The sequence below is a fragment of the Candidatus Binatus sp. genome, assembly GCF_030646925.1.
GTDB lineage: Bacteria > Desulfobacterota > Binatia > Binatales > Binataceae > Binatus.
Window position 1 is genome coordinate 31,847 of sequence record NZ_JAUSKL010000090.1, and the last position, 16,553, is coordinate 48,399.

The 16,553-nt window shown below is 63.0% G+C and carries 15 protein-coding genes; 1 reads left to right on the top strand and 14 read right to left on the bottom strand.

Annotated features, from left to right (window positions below):
* Positions 1-4: 4 nt before the first annotated feature.
* From Q7S58_RS16460 to Q7S58_RS16525, 14 genes are all read right to left on the bottom strand, one after another.
* Positions 5-850: a regulatory iron-sulfur-containing complex subunit RicT gene (locus tag Q7S58_RS16460; RefSeq protein WP_304828211.1), complete on the bottom strand. Its 846-nt coding sequence runs from the start codon at positions 848-850 to the stop codon at positions 5-7.
* Positions 850-1,929, bottom strand: a complete 1,080-nt coding sequence (locus Q7S58_RS16465; protein ID WP_304828213.1) for a DNA polymerase III subunit delta' — start codon at positions 1,927-1,929, stop codon at positions 850-852. The genes Q7S58_RS16460 and Q7S58_RS16465 overlap by 1 nt, the downstream gene beginning before the upstream one ends.
* Complete coding sequence (gene tmk / locus Q7S58_RS16470; RefSeq protein ID WP_304828216.1) at positions 1,920-2,567, bottom strand: dTMP kinase; 648 nt, start codon at positions 2,565-2,567, stop codon at positions 1,920-1,922. The genes Q7S58_RS16465 and tmk overlap by 10 nt, the downstream gene beginning before the upstream one ends.
* Positions 2,567-3,400 (bottom strand): A24 family peptidase, encoded by an 834-nt coding sequence (locus Q7S58_RS16475; RefSeq protein WP_304828219.1) that lies wholly within the window; start codon positions 3,398-3,400, stop codon positions 2,567-2,569. Before Q7S58_RS16475 ends, tmk begins: the two co-directional genes overlap by 1 nt.
* A gap of 55 nt (positions 3,401-3,455) precedes the next feature.
* Complete coding sequence (locus Q7S58_RS16480; RefSeq protein WP_304828221.1) at positions 3,456-4,901, bottom strand: M20/M25/M40 family metallo-hydrolase; 1,446 nt, start codon at positions 4,899-4,901, stop codon at positions 3,456-3,458.
* Between the two features lie 59 nt (positions 4,902-4,960).
* Entirely contained in the window at positions 4,961-5,794 is an 834-nt protein-coding gene (gene mutM / locus Q7S58_RS16485) for a bifunctional DNA-formamidopyrimidine glycosylase/DNA-(apurinic or apyrimidinic site) lyase (RefSeq protein ID WP_304828224.1), read from the bottom strand.
* A gap of 32 nt (positions 5,795-5,826) precedes the next feature.
* Entirely contained in the window at positions 5,827-6,711 is an 885-nt protein-coding gene (gene rsmA, locus Q7S58_RS16490; RefSeq protein ID WP_304828227.1) for a 16S rRNA (adenine(1518)-N(6)/adenine(1519)-N(6))-dimethyltransferase RsmA, read from the bottom strand.
* A 118-nt stretch (positions 6,712-6,829) separates the two neighbouring features.
* The gene (tsaD, locus tag Q7S58_RS16495; RefSeq protein ID WP_304828230.1) at positions 6,830-7,834 is read right to left on the bottom strand and encodes a tRNA (adenosine(37)-N6)-threonylcarbamoyltransferase complex transferase subunit TsaD; all 1,005 of its coding nucleotides are present in this window, start codon (positions 7,832-7,834) and stop codon (positions 6,830-6,832) included.
* 70 nt (positions 7,835-7,904) lie between these two features.
* Positions 7,905-8,894, bottom strand: a complete 990-nt coding sequence (locus Q7S58_RS16500) for a tetratricopeptide repeat protein (RefSeq protein WP_304828233.1) — start codon at positions 8,892-8,894, stop codon at positions 7,905-7,907.
* A gap of 47 nt (positions 8,895-8,941) precedes the next feature.
* Positions 8,942-11,347 (bottom strand): PBP1A family penicillin-binding protein, encoded by a 2,406-nt coding sequence (locus Q7S58_RS16505; RefSeq protein WP_304828236.1) that lies wholly within the window; start codon positions 11,345-11,347, stop codon positions 8,942-8,944.
* Positions 11,348-11,361: 14 nt separating this feature from the next.
* Complete coding sequence (locus tag Q7S58_RS16510) at positions 11,362-12,828, bottom strand: DegQ family serine endoprotease (RefSeq protein ID WP_304828239.1); 1,467 nt, start codon at positions 12,826-12,828, stop codon at positions 11,362-11,364.
* 22 nt (positions 12,829-12,850) lie between these two features.
* Complete coding sequence (locus tag Q7S58_RS16515; RefSeq protein ID WP_304828242.1) at positions 12,851-13,336, bottom strand: DUF1844 domain-containing protein; 486 nt, start codon at positions 13,334-13,336, stop codon at positions 12,851-12,853.
* A gap of 24 nt (positions 13,337-13,360) precedes the next feature.
* Positions 13,361-14,218 carry a zinc metalloprotease HtpX gene (htpX, locus tag Q7S58_RS16520; protein WP_304828245.1) on the bottom strand — a complete coding sequence of 286 codons (858 nt, stop codon included), beginning with the start codon at positions 14,216-14,218 and terminating at the stop codon, positions 13,361-13,363.
* Between the two features lie 400 nt (positions 14,219-14,618).
* Positions 14,619-15,560, bottom strand: coding sequence for a glycosyltransferase family 9 protein (locus Q7S58_RS16525; RefSeq protein WP_304828249.1), 942 nt, complete (start codon positions 15,558-15,560; stop codon positions 14,619-14,621).
* Between the two features lie 70 nt (positions 15,561-15,630).
* Here Q7S58_RS16525 and cysK point away from each other — a divergent pair.
* Positions 15,631-16,553, top strand: a 923-nt coding sequence (gene cysK / locus Q7S58_RS16530) for a cysteine synthase A (RefSeq protein WP_304828252.1), incomplete at its 3' end; no start/stop codon positions are given.

Genomic DNA, 16,553 nt, shown 5'->3' on the forward strand with positions numbered 1-16,553 from the left:
CGAACTACTGCGGACGCGACGTCACCAGATCTTCGAGCGTCGCCTCGATCACGCCGCCGTCTTCTTCGCGCTGGATCAACACCGTCTGCTTGAGAATGTTCTGCCGGATGACTTTGCCGTCGCCCTTGACGCATTGCACGCGTTTGCCGAGGTTCGGCAGCGCGCGTTTCAGTTCGACGTAAGTCGCATACTCATAGCGCAGGCAGCATTTGAGGCGTCCGCACATCCCCGCGAGCCGCGACGGATTCAGCGCGAGCCCCTGGTCGCGCGCCATCTTGACCGTGACCGCTTCGAAATCGCGGAGCCACGACGAGCAGCAAAGCTCCCGCCCGCACGGCCCGAGCCCGCCGGTCACCTTGGTTTCATCGCGCGCGCCGATCTGTTTCATCTCGACTCGCACCCGCAGCGCGTTGGCGAGGTCGCGCACCAGGTCGCGAAAATCGACGCGTCCTTCCGCGACGAAATAGAAAACCGCCTTGCGCCCGTCGAATGTATAGTCGGCATTTACCAGTTTCATCTGCAGCCGCCGTTCGCGAATCCGCTCGACGCACAGCCGCCGCGCGCGCGCCTCCCGCGCGATATTTTCCTGCTCGGCGCCATAGTCGCTGTCGGTGGCGGCGCGGATAATCGGACGCATCGACGACAGGTCGAGCGTCTGCGCCGGTTCGTGCGGCTCGATTTCGATCGTGCCGATTCTGACGCCCGCCTCGGTATCCACCAGCACGCGATCGCCGCGCTGCAAGCGCTCTTCGCCCGCGAGAAAATTGCACAGATGCCCGGTTTGCTGCAGGCTCACCGCGACGATTTTCGGCAGCGTTTGCCCGCCTTCAAATGGATCGATTTGCGCCACTATTCACCCCGCATCGCCTCTCCGGCGAGCGTCCACCAATTCTCGGCTTGCAAGCGCGAATTCGCCATCTCGTCCACCGCCTGCGCGGCGCGCACCGCGGCGTCGATACATTTGACCACCGCTTCGACTTCGATACCGTCCGCCAGCTCCTTCATTTTTTTCGCTGATTCGGAGGAAAATGCCGCGAATTCGGACTTGAGCAGCTTGTAGCATAGAATATCTTCTAGCAGTCTGGCGAGTAGCTCGAAGTTGTCGGCGGCCTCGTCGCGATTGCCGAAAAATCCCTGCGCGATCGCGCTCGCCTTCGCAAAATCGATCGACTTCGCATTGCTGAGCGCGCCAAGCAGTTCCTTGACCGGCGGCTCGACGCCCGCCGCCAGCGCGATCGCGCGCTTCGCACTGCCGCGCGCGAGCCGTGCCAGCGCACCCGCCCTTGTCTTGTCCGCAATTCCGCGCGCCACGAGTATCGCTTCGATATCCGCCACCCCGAGCGCCGGAAAGCGCACCGGCCGCATCCGCGATCGCACCGTATCGAGCAGCGCACGTTCGCTCGACGTGACGAGAAAAATGATCGCGTGCCCGGGCGGTTCCTCGAGCGTTTTTAGCAACGCGTTCTGCGCCGGGATATTCAGCGTTTCGGCGTCGTCGATAATCGCGATGCGCCTTTCCGCTCGCGACGGCCGGATACCCAGCTCGACGATCAGCTCGCGCACCTGCTCGATCAGCACGTCCACCCGATTCGGCGGACGCGTCACGTAGCTGAAATCAGGATGCACCCCGGTCGCCATCTGCACGCACGCCGAACAGCATTCGCAGCGTTGCGCTTCCGCGTCCGCCGCGCGCGTGCGCGTACGTTCAGTTTGCGGCGACTCGCGCACGGGACATCGCTCGGGCGTGCAGCAGAAATTCTCGCCCGGCGATCGTTCGCACATCACGCTATGCGCAATTCCAGTCGCGACCAGCGCCTTGCCGACCCCGCGCGGCCCGGAAAAGAGGTATGCGTGCGACGGCCGGCTGCGCAGCTCCGCCAGCAGATTCTCCGCGATCCCGCGATGAGCGCGCAGTCCGTTCAGGGGCATAGTCGTTTGATCAAGTCATCGACCGCGCGCCGGATTTCCGCGCTGACAATTTCGATTGGGCGATCGGCGTCGAGCACAATCACTCGCTCCGGCTCTGCTTTCGCGATCGCGAGAAATCCGTCGCGCACCTTGCGATGAAATTCCGCCCGCTCGCCCTCGAATCGATCCGAGCCGCGGCCCGTCCCGCGCGCGCGAGCACGCGTGCGTTCGAGTCCCTTCTCGACCTGCAGGTCGAGCACGATCGTCAAGTCGGGCGTCATTCCATCGCTCGCGAGCCGGTTCAGTTCGCCGAGCAATTTAAGGTCGAAGCCGCGCCCGTATCCTTGATACGCCGTGGTTGAATCCGAGTATCGATCCGAGATTACGATCTCGCCGCGCGCGATCGCGGGGCGCAATTTTTCGCGCACGTGCTGCGCCCGATCCGCCAGCACCAGCAGCAGTTCCGCCGCGACGTCGAGCGACACCGCCGGATCGAGAAAGATCGCGCGGATCGTTTCACCCGCTCGGGTTCCGCCCGGTTCATGCGTGACGGTAACTCGCCGGCCGGTTTGCCGCAGCATGTCGCCGAGGATTGCGGCCTGCGTCGTCTTGCCCGATCCCTCGACCCCTTCGAGCGTGATGAAAAGTCCCTTCGCCATCAGCCGCGAAGATACCAATGCGTGAGCTGCGTCTGGAACAGCGTGAAAATTCCCGCCGCCAGCGCGAGGAATGGACCGAATGGAACTTCGGTGCGAAGAATCGAAACGTCGGCCTGCTGCGGCTCGTTGGCCGGATCCGCGGGCGGCGTCGGCGTTTCCGCACCCGTAACCGCCGCCGCGATCCCGCCAATCGCACCGAGCATCGAGCCGAAAAACAGCGTGAAGAAAACGCCCACCCAGCCGATAAATCCGCCCACCATCGCGAGCAGCCACACGTCGCCCATGCCGACGCCCTCTTGCCCGCGCACCAGTTGATAGAAGTAGCCGGTCAGATACAGGACGCCGCCGCCCATGAGGATTCCGAGCACGGAATTTTTCCAGCCGATTTCGGGCATCAGCAGCGATGCCGCGAGAAATCCGATGATAGTTCCCGGCCACGTGATCAGGTTCGGAATCAGCCGCCAGTCGTAATCGATGACCGCGACGATCCACAGCGCCGCGCAGAATGCGAAGCGCGCAATCGCGCTCGGCAGCGGAAACGACAGAAATAAGAATAGTGCGGTGACCGCGAGCCCCGCTTCTGACAGAAAATGCCGGAACGGAATCGCGCCGCCGCACATCACGCATCGTCCGCGCAGCCCGATATACGCGAGAATCGGGATGTTCGCCCACAACGGCAGCGTGCGCTCGCAGCTCTCGCAAAACGAGCGCGGCGCGACGATCGACAAATCGCGCGGCATCCGCCACGCCACCACGTTGACGAAACTGCCGACGCTCGCGCCAATCAGGAACGCCATTGCGCCGCCGATTCCGGTCGGCAAATCCAGCACCATCGTCTCACCGCCTCCGCGCTTTCATCTACGCGCCGCCTCGATCGTACACGATCGCCTAATCCTTCGCTGCGCACAGATCGATCGCCAAATCGTAGGTCGTCCTGATTCCGCGATTCAGATTCTCGACCGAGAGCCGTTCATCGTCCCCGTGCACGCGCGCTATCTCGCCCGACGCAAGAATCGTCGGCACGAATCCGTACGACGGCACTCCGCGCTCGCGCAGGAACCGCGAATCCGTCCCGCCGGTCGTCATCCACGGCACCACGAGCGCGCCCTTGAAATTCTTCTCGACCGCCCGCTTGATCGCGTCCCACGCCTCGCCCGAGCTCGGCGACGGCGGCGCCTCATCCGGATGCTGCAAATAGTCGATCGTGAACCGCTCATCGCCGAGCAAATCGCGCATCCGCTTCAGAAACGCGTCCGCGTCGGTGCCCGGCAGCAGCCGGCAATCGAGACTCGCCTCCGCCACCGTCGGCACGACATTCACCTTGACGCCCGCGTTCAGCATCGTCAGCGAAATCGTATCGCGCAGCAGCGCCTGGATATTATACGGACTCAGCACGCCCGCAATCGCGAGCTTGTTCATTTCGGACAACTCGAGATGCGACAGTTCGAACGACGCCGGGAACGGCTCGAGCGGCGCGATCGTATCCATCGCTTGCGCGATGATCGGCGTGATTCGAATCGGCGGCTGATTCTCGAGCAGCCGATGCAACGCGTTGACCAGGACCAGGTTCGGATTGTCGGGCTTCGGCACCGAGCCGTGGCCGCCCTTCCCGCGCAGCGTCAGATGCAGCCACATCACGCGCTTCTCCGACACCGCGATCTGAAACGACGTGCCCCGGAGCCCGAGCCAATCAGGCGCGCCGCCGCCGCCTTCGTTGAACGCGAACGCCGGATCGATTGCGTCCCAATGGGTTTTCACCATCCACTCGGCGCCGTTCGCGCCGCCCGCTTCCTCGTCCGGATTCACCATCAACTCGATTCCGCGCCGCAGCGGAACGTTGCCGCGCTTGAGCGCGATCATCGTCATCAGCGCCATGATCCCATGCGCCTTGTCGTCGATCGCGCCCCGCGCCCAGACGTAACCGTCGCTAAGATCCGCGCCGAATGGCGGATGCGTCCAGTTGGCGCCGACCGCCGGCACCACGTCGGCGTGCGACATCAGCAGCATGGGTTTTACGCCCGCCGGCCCCGGAATTTTCGCCACCAGAGACACCATGCCCGGCTTGCTTTCGAAGGTCTCCGTCGCGATTCCTTCATGGTCGAGCAGCTTTTTCAGATAGTCGATCGCCACCGCGGTGTTGCTCGGCGGATTGGTCGTATCGAACTTCGCGAAGTCGCGAAAATATCCCAGCGCTTCGGAATTGAGCTTGTCCCAATCGATCGGCGCCGTCGTTTCAGCTTGGCCCGCAGTCGAAATCGCAATTGCCAGCGCCGCCGCCGCGAACACGATCCCGCCGAATCGAAAACGCAATACTAAATTAACTAAACTACGCATTCGATTTCTAATACTCACATCGATTCGAGCCGGATAGTCAAATCGCTCCGCCGAAATAGTCAGACCTGGCATTTCGGACAATAGAAACTCGCGCGCTGCCCAACTACTACATTCTTGATCGGGGTCGAGCATGCATAGCACGGCTCGTTCTCGCGGCCGTACACCCGAAGCTGCTCCGCGAAGCGTCCCGGCTGCCCGCGCGAATCGCGATAGCTCCGAAACGTAGTGCCGCGGCTGCCGATCGCCGCGCGCAGGATCACCGGCACTGCGCCCGCGATCTTTTCGATTTCCTTGCGCGTCACCCGCCCCGCGCGCCGCGTCGGCCGCACTCCCGCGCGATACAAAATTTCCGACGCATAGATATTTCCAATCCCGGCGATGATCTTCTGATCCATGATCAGATTCTTGATCGCGACCTGCTTGCCGCGCGCCTTCCCTGCCAGGTAATCGGCGTTGAAGTCGCGCGACAACGGCTCGGGCCCAAGTCCCTTCAACTCCGGCGAATTCTCCAGCGCCGCGCGCGCGACCAGTCGCATCATGCCGAAACGCCGCGGATCGTTGTAAACCAGGCGCGACGAATCGTCGAGCGCAAATTCAACGTGATCGTGTTTGGGATCGAACTCCGCATCGCTGAAATCTTCCCCGCGATGGATCAAGCTGCCGCTCATCCCGAGATGCACCAGCATCACGTGGTCGCCGTCGAGCTCGATAATCAGATATTTCGCGCGCCGCGACAGCTTGATGATTTGCCGTCCTGCGACCGCGGCCGCAAAGTCCGCGACGATTCGCCTTCTCAGCCGCGCCTCTCCGATTCGCGCGCTGACAATCGTTCTGCCGACCGCCGATCGCGCCAATATTTGCCGCAGCGATTCGACTTCAGGTAGTTCCGGCATCTCGGTTTTTCAGACTTTGATTTTTGAAAGACTCACGCGCCCTGAATCAGGAACCTACTGCGTAGTTCACTTCCTAGCGCCCTCGCAAGCCTGACGAAATCGCCGACACCGAGCGTTTCCGCCCGCGCATCCGGCTTGATTCCCGCGGCTCCAAGCGCAGACGCGATCTTCTCTGCGTCCAGTGCAAGCCCGTGTGCGAGTGAATTGCGGATCGTTTTGCGCGGCGCCGAAAAGGACGCGCGCACCACGCTCAGCACCGCCTGCTCCTCATCCGCCGCGAACAGTTTCGATTCAGCTCGACGAGGCCTGAAGCGCAGCACTTCGGCGTTCACCTTCGGCCGCGGATGAAAGCTGCCCGCCGCGACGACAAAGTGAAGGTCGATCTCCCAATACATCGCGGTGTACACGCTGAGCGCCGAATATTGATCGTCGCCCGCGCGCGCGCGAATCCGCGCCGCAACCTCGCGCTGGAACATCAGCACCATCCGCGAAATCCGATTCGAAGTCTCCGACAGCCGGCGCAGAATCGCCGCTGCTACGTTGAACGGTAGATTGCCGATCACCTTGGTCATCGGCGTTGCGAAAATTTCCGCGGCGTCAGCTTCGAGGAAATCAGCGTTGATCACGCGCACGCTGCCGTCGCCGGCAAACTTGTCTCGCAGCCGCGATGCGAGCCGCGCATCGAGTTCGATCAATGTGAGCTGGCGATGCGGCCTCGCGGCGATCCTCTCCGTAAGGATTCCGAGCCCGGGCCCAATTTCGATTACGTCGTCGCTTGCTTCGAGTTCCGCCGCCGCGACGATTCGCTCCGCCACCGCCGCGCTCGTCAGAAAATTCTGTCCGCGCGATTTCGACGGGCGCACGCCTGCGGCTTCCAGCGCCGGCCTTGGACGCGATGACGATTCGCTCGCTGCCATCCGATACCTCGCCCGCTTCTTTGCGGGAGAGGTCGGCAGCGGCGAACAGCCGATGCCGGGTGAGGGTGCATCCGTCGCCTCGAGGCGCGATTTTTTCACCGTCGTCATCGAGGCCCTTTCACAGCGCCAGGTTCGCCTCCGCGTCGATCGTCAGCGCGTCGCGCTCGCCGCGCATCAATCGATAGCTCCCCGCGAGCGCGATCATCGCCGCGTTGTCGGTGCAATATTTGAGCGCCGGCGCCACCAGCCGGCGGCCATCGGCGGACGCCGCCGCCGCCAGCTTTTCGCGCAGTCTCGAGTTGGCCGCGACTCCGCCCGTCAGCGCGATCGTGTCCGCGCCTAGCTCGCGCGCCGCCGCGATCGCCGGCTTCACCAGCATATCGACCACCGCCTCCTGAAAGCTCGCCGCGAGATCACAGGCTTGCTCCGCGCGGCCATTCTCCGTCGCGAGCAGTGTCGCGACCGCCGTCTTCACTCCGCTGAAACTGAAATCGAGCGGCGCGCCTTTGACGTGCGCGCGCGGGATTCGCACCCGCTTCCGATTGCCCGTGCGCGACATCTCGTCTATCGCGCGCCCGCCGGGATACCCCAGCCCCATCAGCTTCGCGACCTTGTCGAATGCCTCGCCCGCGGCGTCGTCGCGCGTTCGGCCGAGCCGACGGTATCGTCCGAAATCTTCGACCGCGAACAGCGCCGTATGCCCGCCCGAAACGACCAGCGCGAGATACGGCATCGCAATTCGATTCTCGAGTAGCGGCGCGAGCAGATGCCCCTCGATATGATTCACGCCGACCAGCGGGATTCCACTGCCTTGCGCCAGCCCCTTCGCGCACATCAGCCCGACCAGCAGCGAGCCGACCAACCCGGGCCCGCGCGTCACTGCGATTCCACCGACGTCGCCGAGTGAGCATCGCGCAGTCGCGAGCGCGCGTTCGATCACCGGCATGATCGTGATCACGTGATTGCGCGACGCGAGTTCCGGCACGATTCCGCCGTACGCTCGATGAATATCGTCCTGGTTCACGACCGTGCTCGCGCGAACTTCCGCGACGCCCGCTTCGACCGTCTCGATCACCGCCGCCGCGGCGTCGTCGCATGATGATTCAATCCCGAGTATCAGCATCGTTCGTCAGCTCGTGCGATCGTTGCCCGCAGAGCCTCAACATATCGGGCGGGAGCGCGTCCCGAAATGTTCAGTCATTGCCGGGGCTCGGGAGCGGTGGCGGCGCCGCAGGAGGCGGCGGCAAGCTCGGCGGTGGCGGAATCTCCGATCCGGTCGGCGGCGGTTGCGCAACGTCGGTTTCCGGCGACCCACCGGGCGCAGACGGTACGTAGGCCGAGAGCCGCGTGAAGCCGACTCGAGCCGTCAGATTGCCGGGCGTCGCCGCGAGCGCCTTTTGATACGCCGCCGCCGCCTCGAGCTGTTTGCCCGATTCCTCGTAGCTCAGCCCCTCGAACGCGTACGTCTCGCCGAGCCACGCCGGACTTTTGCGGACGCCGGTTTCCGCGCGCTTAAAAAACGTGATCGCCTGCGCGTAGTCTTTTTTCGCGGCGTACGCGCGCCCCAGGTAAAAGTATGCGTACGAATTGCTCGGATCGATCGAAACCGCGTACGCGAGATCGCGAATCGCATCATCGACGTGACCTTCGCCGATTTCGACGCGCGCCTTCTCGGTGATTCGGAGCGATGCCGCCAGCGCGGGATTCGGCGCTTTTTCGATCATCAGCTTAAGCGACGAATCGCTCACCGCGCGCGTCGGCATCAGCGAGCCGATATCCATCGCGGGCGGGACGTCGGTGGCTTCAGCAGCCGGCTGGGATTCCGCTCCCGCCGTATCGCCCGCGCCCGGCGACGGCGTTCCAGCCGGAACATTCGTGCCTTCGGTCGATGCGGCTGTGGGCGCACTCGGCGCGCCAATGCTGCCGGCTGCTCCGGGCGTGGACGACGCGCCCGGCGTCGATACCGACGCTTTCGTCGTCGCCCATCCCTGTGGATTAGGATTCTCCTCGGCTCCCGCCGCACCCGTCGCGCCAGGCGTTTGCACCGCAGCCGGACTCGGCGGCGCCAAGTCCTGGCTGCCGATCGATTCCTCTTCGAGCGCGACGATCACGCGCCCCAAATTTTCTGAATTCGATGATTCGACTCGGCCGCGCGCGCCAAATGCGACGCCGCCGATCGCCAACAGGCAAACTCCACAGGCGAGCGCGCCTGGCCGTATCAATTGATACATCAATCGTTCGGATCGGCAGCCAGATCAGGCGCCTCGGGAATCGAGTGATCGGACGCCCGGACCGCCGCCGCGCTCCCATGATAAAGGCAGTCCTGCGTTGGCGCCATCTCTTCCGGAAAAACTCCCATCATTGTTACGGGGGAGTCCGGTGTTGCCTTGCAACCTGTCGTGGGATCGACTTTCACTTCGACGATTCCCGGCGGCGGTGTGAAATCGAGCGCTGGCCGTGACGCCGTCGCCGCTTTCATGAACGCGGTCCACGCCGGCAACGACGCCTGCGCACCCGTCAGTCCCAGGTCCTCTTTCTGATCGAATCCAGTCCACACCACCGTCAGCAGATTCGGCGTAAAGCCCGCGAACCACGCGTCCTTCGCATCGTTGGTGGTGCCGGTCTTGCCCGCCGCCGGCCGCTTGAACCCCATCGTGCGCGCGCCCGCGCCGGTGCCGTGATTGATCACGAACTCCAGCATGAACTGCATCATGTATGCGAGCTGCGGCGAGATTACCTGCTCCGCCTTCAAGTCGTGGCCCTCGATCACTTTGCCGCTCTCATCCACCACCGCGGTGACCGCGTAGGGCTGAATTCCCATCCCGTTGTTCGCGATCACCGCGTACGCGCGCGCTATCTGCATCGGTGAGACTTCGATTCCGCCGAGCACGATCGACGGATACTCCGGCAAATCGCCGAAGCCCAGCTTCGACGCCATCGCGCGCACGCGATCGAGTCCCACGCCATTGGCGAGGCGCGCGGTCGCCGAGTTGAGCGATTCGCCGAGTGCGAACTCGAGCGTGACGTGGCCGAAGAAGCGGTCGTGATAATTGTTCGGCGTCCAGCTCATATCGCCGTATTGCCACGTGAACGGCGCGTCCTCGATATACGTCGTGGGCAGAAATTTCTCCGCGCCGCCGTCGAGCGTTTCCGAAAACGCTGCGAGATACGTGACCGGCTTGAACACCGACCCGGGCTGCCGCCTCGATTGGCTCACTCGATTGAACTGGCTCGCGCGATAATCGCGTCCGCCCACCATCGCGCGGATTCGCCCGCTCTGCGGCTCCAGCGCCACCAGGCACGACTCGAGCCGCTGCGTGGCCTCGCGCCGCAGCAGCTTCGGATGCTTTTGCTCCAGCTCGGCCAGATTCTGCACGATCGCCTTCTCGCCGAGCTTCTCCATGTGCACGTCGAGCGACGTGAAAATTCTCAGCCCCTCGCCATTCAGCACCTGCGGCGGATACCGCTCGGCGAGTTCTTTCTTCACGTAATCGACGAAATACGGCGCATCGCTGCTCTCCGAATAAACTTCGCGCGCGTGCAGCGGCTCGGCTAGCGCGACGTCATAGGCCGCCTTGCTGATGTACCCGTCCTGCAGCATGGCGCCGAGCACTCCGTCGCGCCGCGCGCGCGCCACCTCAGGATGCCGCAATGGATTGATCCGGTTCGGCGAGCTGATCATGCCCGCAATCGTCGCCATCTCCGCGATCGTCAAATCGCGCGGATCCTTCGAGAAGTAGTACTCCGAGGCCTCCCACACGCCGTAGATTCCTTCTTGCCCGCGCTGCCCGAGATAAATGTCGTTGATGTAATTTTCGAGGATCTCATCCTTCGAGTAGCTGCGCTCCGCGATGTACGCCATCAGCGCTTCTTTTATCTTGCGGTTGTAGCTGCGCTCGCGCGTGAGAAAAAAGTTCTTCATCAACTGCTGCGTCAGCGTCGATCCGCCCTGCCGCACCTGATGCGTCGTCAGATCGATCCACGCGGCTTTGATGGTGCGAATCAGATCGATCCCATGATGCTCGTAAAAGCGATGGTCCTCCGCGGCCAGGATCGCATCGATCAGCAGTGGCGGAATCTGCCCCAGCCGCACCAGCCGGCGCTGCTCCCACGAGCCCTCGAAAATCCCGCTGATTAGCTCCGGCTCCAACTCGAACGAGTACACCGGCTGATGAGTCGCGACGTCGGTGATCGAGTCGATCGCATCGCCCTTGAGCGTTATATCGATCAGCTCGCCGGAGAAACTGCGATACGGATAGGCAAAATTATGCAGGAAAATTTCGAGCTTGCCACCCGTTTTGTCGTAGCTGAATTCGCCCCGGGTATTAACCTTGCCGGGCTCACTCGGATGATAGTTAAGGCGCGCGAGGCGCTCCAAAAATCCCAGGTCGTTCAGATTCTGGCCCGGATAAACCACCACCGAGTCCGAATAAATTCGCGACGGGATGTTCCAGCGCTTGCCCGAAAAACGCGTGACGACTTCGTTCTGGAGCTGATTGTAGTAGCTGGAAAATAGCCACAGGCTCGGCGGCGCCGCGAACAGGATGATCGCGGCCACCCCGAGCAGCACGAATTTGAACAATCGTTTGAAGGACATCACCGGTGATGCGAGCAAGGCGGCGATAGCCGCGCCCATTGACTATAGGTTGATCACACTTCCGGCTTGAGAGCTACGTAAAGCGTATTGTCTCCGCGTTTGACCAGCAGCAAAACGATCTTGCTCTTCCCGCCACTCTTGAGCGCCCCCTGGTATGAATCGACGCTCTTCACCGTCTCGCGATTCACCTCCAGGATGACATCGCGCGCGCGCAACCCCGCTTGATCGGCGCGGCTCCCCGGCTGCACCGACGAAATCACCACCCCTGCCTTCTGCTCGATCCCGAGCTCGCGCGCCAGGTCCGGACTCAGGTCCTTCACGCGGAGTCCGAACTGCGACGGCGCACCGATATCCGGCTTCGGCTTGTTCGCCGCCTCGATCACTTGCGCCTCTTTCGATTCGGTGATCGTTACCGGCAGCTCGATCGTCTGCTTGTCGCGAACTACTTTCAGCACTCCCCTATGCCCCAGCGGCGTGCGCCCGACCACCAGCGGCAATTCGCGCGAGTCGTTAATCGGCTGGTTGTCGAACGACACGATCACGTCGCCTTGCTTGACCCCCGCCAGCTTCGCCGGCCCGTCTTTCAGCACCTCCGCCACCAGCGCGCCGCGCGTATCTTCCAAGCCGAGCGATTCCGCCAGCTCCGGCGTCATCCGCTGGATCAACACGCCGAGCCATCCGCGCGTGACCTTGCCCGAGTTCTTGAGCTGCGGCAGTTCCTCTTTCACCATGTTGACCGGAATCGCGAATCCGATCCCCATGCTGCGGCCGGTCTCCGTGTAGATTGCCGAATTGACGCCGACCACCTGCCCGCGCTGATCGATCAGCGGCCCGCCCGAGTTGCCCGGATTGATCGACGCGTCGGTCTGGATGAAATCGTCGAAATTGCCGGGGATGAACCGTCCCTTCGCGCTTACGATTCCCACCGTCACCGAATGGTCGAAGCCAAACGGATTGCCGATCGCCATCACCCATTCGCCCACCCGGAGCCCGTCGGAATTGCCGAGCGGCGCAACCGGCAGCTCGCGCTTGGCCTCGATCTTCAGCAGCGCCACGTCGCTCTTCGCATCGTGCCCGATCACCTTCGCGGTATAATTGCGGCCATCCTGCGTCGTCACCGTAACCTTGCCCGGATTCTCGACCACGTGCTCGTTGGTCAGCACGTAACCGTCCTTGCTGATGATGAAACCCGAGCCGAGGCTGCGCGATCGATTGCTGCCGCCGCCGAAATCCTCGAGCGGCTTGCCCTTGCGGCGCGGACCCGGAAGCGGCTCCTCTCCCTCCGCCGAGCGCTCAGGCTCCTCGGTCGAAATATTTACCACGGCGGGACTCAGCTTCGCGGCGAGCTCGACGAAGTCCGGCATCGTCTGCACCTTGGCGACGCGACCCGGATCGGCCAGCTCAGTCCAGATACGTTCGGCTGGTGCTTCGCTCGCAACTATAACGGTCGGAGCCGCCGCCATCAGGGTCAGCGACACAACGCCCGCAATGGCGGCTGATCGAAAAAATTTGTACGGCATTCGAAAGATCGCGGCAGTGCGCCTAATGGGCCGACTGTCTCGCCAGTTCAACGTATTTCATTCGCAAATCAAATAGAACCGCGTCGATTAAACTCTGCTCGGTCGCATCCAGATTGCCGCGAGTCTTGTCGCGCAACATCCCGATTATATCGATCAATTGCTGCGCCGCCTGCAAATCGCGCCGCGGCTGCCCGCTCGCAGGATCGGGCAACTCGCCGAGCGCCCCGAGCGCCTCCGACGAGAGCCCCACCAAAAACGTCGCAAACGTGATCTCCGGCTCCGGCGATTGATTCCGGCTCGGTTGCGGATTCGCCGCGGCTGCGCCCGCGCCTGCATCGATGTGCTCGCCCGCGTGCGACCCAGCCTCCGCGCCGATTATCGTCGCCGGCTTTTCCGCCGCGGGTTTTTCCGGCACATCTTCGGCTTCGGACTTGGCCTCGCCCTCGGCCGAAAATCGACGCCGATCCTGGACCTTGAAACCGCGCTCCTTTTCGTCCTCTTCCTTCATCGCGTTACCATCGCGCGCTCGCGATCAGGCCTCGCCGTGCGACGCCATCTGCTCGAGCCGGTGAATTCTCTCGTCAATCGGTGGATGAGTTGAGAACAGGCGCGCGATTCCCGCCGCGCTCAGCGGATTCACGATAAACAGATGCGCCGTCGCCGGACTCGCGTCGAGCGGCATCCGCTCGTTCGCCGCCTCGAGCTTGCGGAGCGCACTCGCCAGATAGAGCGGGTTGTGCGTCAGCTTCGCGCCGCTCGCGTCGGCCTGGTATTCGCGCGTCCGCGAAATCGCCATCTGGATCAGCGACGCCGCAATTGGCGCGAGAATCCCCGCGATCAGCAGGCCGCCGATTCCGCCCCGCTCGTCGTCCTCGCGGCTCCCCATCCCGAAGAACGCGCCCCAGCGAATCATCGTGCCGACCATCATGATCGCGCCCGCCAGCGTCGCCGCTATCGAACTGGTCAGGATGTCGCGATTCAGCACGTGCGACAGCTCGTGCCCAATCACGCCCTTCAATTCTTCGCGATCGCAGATGCGCATGATGCCCCGCGTCACGGCCACGGCCGCATGATGCGGATTGCGCCCGGTCGCGAATGCGTTGGGCGTGTCCGAATCGATCATGTACAGGCGCGGCATCGGAATCGACGCCGAATGCGCCAGCTCGTTGACGACCGAATACAACTCCGGCGCCGATTGCGCGTCGAGTTCCTGCGCCCCGTAAGCGCGCAGCACAATCTTGTCGGAAAACCAGTAGCTGACGAAGTTCATCACGGCCGCGAGCACGAACGCGATCTCGAGGCCGCCCCGCCCGCCGAGCAGTCCGCCGATTACCATCAGCAGCCCCGTCATCGCGCCGAGCAGCAGAGTTGTTTTGAAGAGGCTCGACATTTCACCTTCCTGGCACGAGTAAATCGTTCGCGCTTCGGCTACTTGCGGCTCGACGAACGGAAACTCGACCGTATTTTGAAGCTACGCCACGCGATTTTTACAGTCAACGCGCCCCCCCCCGAAACCGCCCGATTCTTGGGCGAATCTCTTACCTGCAGAGCCCGCCCATTCCTTCATCTTGAGCTGACCGCCAATTCCGTCATCTTGAGCGCAGGCTCCCTCCTATACCTCGCCCGCTTCGTTGCAGGAAAGGTCGCCGAAACCGAACACAGTGAGGGATCGGCGGGTGAGGGTGCAGGATCGTCTTGGGCCGCGCGATGCGCTGCTGAAGAATCCCCGCTCTTTATCTCTTCAATTCCCGTAATCTGCCTGCAATCATCTGCGGTTCCAAATCTTTCGGTCACGCGACCGCGCACGTTCGCATCACCGCCGCTTCGACTTCATTCACCGCGATCGATTCGATCGGCTCGCCTCGGATAATCTCCACGCATCCGAGCGGCCGCCATCGCGCCGGATCGGTCGGGCCGAACAGCACGACTCCGCGAGCGCCCGCTGTCGCCGCCAGATGCGATACGCCCGAATCATTGCCGACGAAGCACGCCGCGATCTTTGCGATCGCCGCCACCGTGCCCAACTCGGCATTCTCGATCGCCGGCAATCCCGCCTCGTGAAAGATCTCGCTCAGATTTTCTTCGGCCGGCCCCAACACGACGACCGCTCGCGCATCGATTTCGCCGCTCAGCTTGCGCGCGAGTTGGACGAAATTTTCCGCCGGCCAATTTTTCTTTTGACTGCCGCTGCCAGGAAATATCGCGATCGTCTTCGATGCGTCGCATCCGGCCGATTCGAGCGCCGCTTTCGCCTCGGCGATGTCCTCCTGACTCGGCTCGAGCAGGTTGGTCGCGTCGAGAAATTCGTCTGATTCCTCAATGTCCCGCAGATACGCCGCCGCGATATGTCCCTCGCCGACGGGCCGAAATCGATGAAACGACACCGTGCCGTCGGTACTCGACGCGAGCGCCGCCCGAAATCGCGCGTCATCGAACGCAAAGAACGAATAGATTCTGCCGAACCGGCCGAAAAATTCGCGCGACGCCGATCCTTCACTGCCCGATTCGTGGAACAGCGCCGTCACTTCGCGCCGATCGATCGAATGCCCTCGCGCGACGACGCTGTGCCCCTGTGCGAGCCGCGCCAACTCGCCGCGCGCCATCAGCTCGATCGAGACTCCCCGATTTTGCCGTGCGATCGCCGCTATCGCCGGCATCGCCAGCATCAGATCGCCGAGCGCACCCGGAAAAACCACCAGCATCCGCCGCTCGGCAGTATCGCAACCGCTCACATCCAAAATGTATCATTTCGCGCGCCGCGACATTCGCCAACTGCCATCTTTTCCGGATAGAATCCTCGCCATGCCAATCAGCGTCGCCCACTCGGCCCTCGAGCTTATCGGCAACACGCCAGTCGTCCGCCTGAATCGGCTTCCCGGCGCGAACGACGCCGAGGTCTGGGCCAAACTCGAAAATTTCAACCCCGGCGGCAGCGTCAAGGACCGCATCTGCGTCGCGATGATCGACGCGGCCGAAAAGGCCGGCCGCATCAAGCCGGGCGATACGATCGTCGAGCCGACTTCCGGCAACACCGGCATCGGCCTCGCGCTGGTCTCCGCCGTCAAGGGTTACAAGCTGATCCTCACGATGCCCGATACGATGAGCGAGGAGCGCCGCTCGCTGCTGGTCGCGTATGGCGCGCAACTCGTGCTCACGCCCGATACCCGCGGGATGCACGGTGCGATCGCCAAGGCCGAAGAACTATGCCGCGAGAACCCCAGCTACTTCATGCCTCAGCAGTTCAGCAACGCGGCGAATCCCGACATCCATTACAGCAGCACCGGCCCTGAACTGCTCGAGCAATTCCCACGGATGGACGCGTTCGTCGCGGGTGTCGGCACCGGCGGAACGATCACCGGCGCGGGCCACTATCTGCGCGAGCATCTGAATCATCACCTGCAGGTCGTCGCCGTCGAGCCAAAAAATTCTCCGGTCCTGAGCGGCGGCGAGGCGGGCTTCCACAAGATCCAGGGCATAGGCGCGGGCTTCGTGCCGAGCAATCTCGACACCAAGGTGTACGACGAAATTATCGCGGTGAGCGACGAAGACGCGACGATGTACTCGCGCCGCCTCGCGCGCGAGGAAGGTCTCCTGGTCGGCATCTCGTCCGGCGCGAATTGCTTCGCCGCGTTGCAGATCGCGCGGCGCCTCGGCAAAGGCAAAATCGTGGTCGTGATTTTTTGCGATACCGGCGAGCGCTATCTCACCACCGATCTCTTCCAGGC

Excerpts from the sequence above, each read along its gene's own strand:
- mutM (WP_304828224.1), bottom strand. The coding sequence starts at position 5,794 with ATGCCGGAACTACCTGAAGTCGAATCGCTGCGGCAAATATTGGCGCGA.
- Q7S58_RS16510 (WP_304828239.1), bottom strand. The coding sequence starts at position 12,828 with ATGCCGTACAAATTTTTTCGATCAGCCGCCATTGCGGGCGTTGTGTCG.
- Q7S58_RS16465 (WP_304828213.1), bottom strand. The coding sequence starts at position 1,929 with ATGCCCCTGAACGGACTGCGCGCTCATCGCGGGATCGCGGAGAATCTG.
- rsmA (WP_304828227.1), bottom strand. The coding sequence starts at position 6,711 with ATGGCAGCGAGCGAATCGTCATCGCGTCCAAGGCCGGCGCTGGAAGCC.
- Q7S58_RS16475 (WP_304828219.1), bottom strand. The coding sequence starts at position 3,400 with ATGGTGCTGGATTTGCCGACCGGAATCGGCGGCGCAATGGCGTTCCTG.
- tmk (WP_304828216.1), bottom strand. The coding sequence starts at position 2,567 with ATGGCGAAGGGACTTTTCATCACGCTCGAAGGGGTCGAGGGATCGGGC.
- Q7S58_RS16515 (WP_304828242.1), bottom strand. The coding sequence starts at position 13,336 with ATGAAGGAAGAGGACGAAAAGGAGCGCGGTTTCAAGGTCCAGGATCGG.
- htpX (WP_304828245.1), bottom strand. The coding sequence starts at position 14,218 with ATGTCGAGCCTCTTCAAAACAACTCTGCTGCTCGGCGCGATGACGGGG.
- Q7S58_RS16480 (WP_304828221.1), bottom strand. The coding sequence starts at position 4,901 with ATGCGTAGTTTAGTTAATTTAGTATTGCGTTTTCGATTCGGCGGGATC.
- tsaD (WP_304828230.1), bottom strand. The coding sequence starts at position 7,834 with ATGCTGATACTCGGGATTGAATCATCATGCGACGACGCCGCGGCGGCG.
- Q7S58_RS16505 (WP_304828236.1), bottom strand. The coding sequence starts at position 11,347 with ATGGGCGCGGCTATCGCCGCCTTGCTCGCATCACCGGTGATGTCCTTC.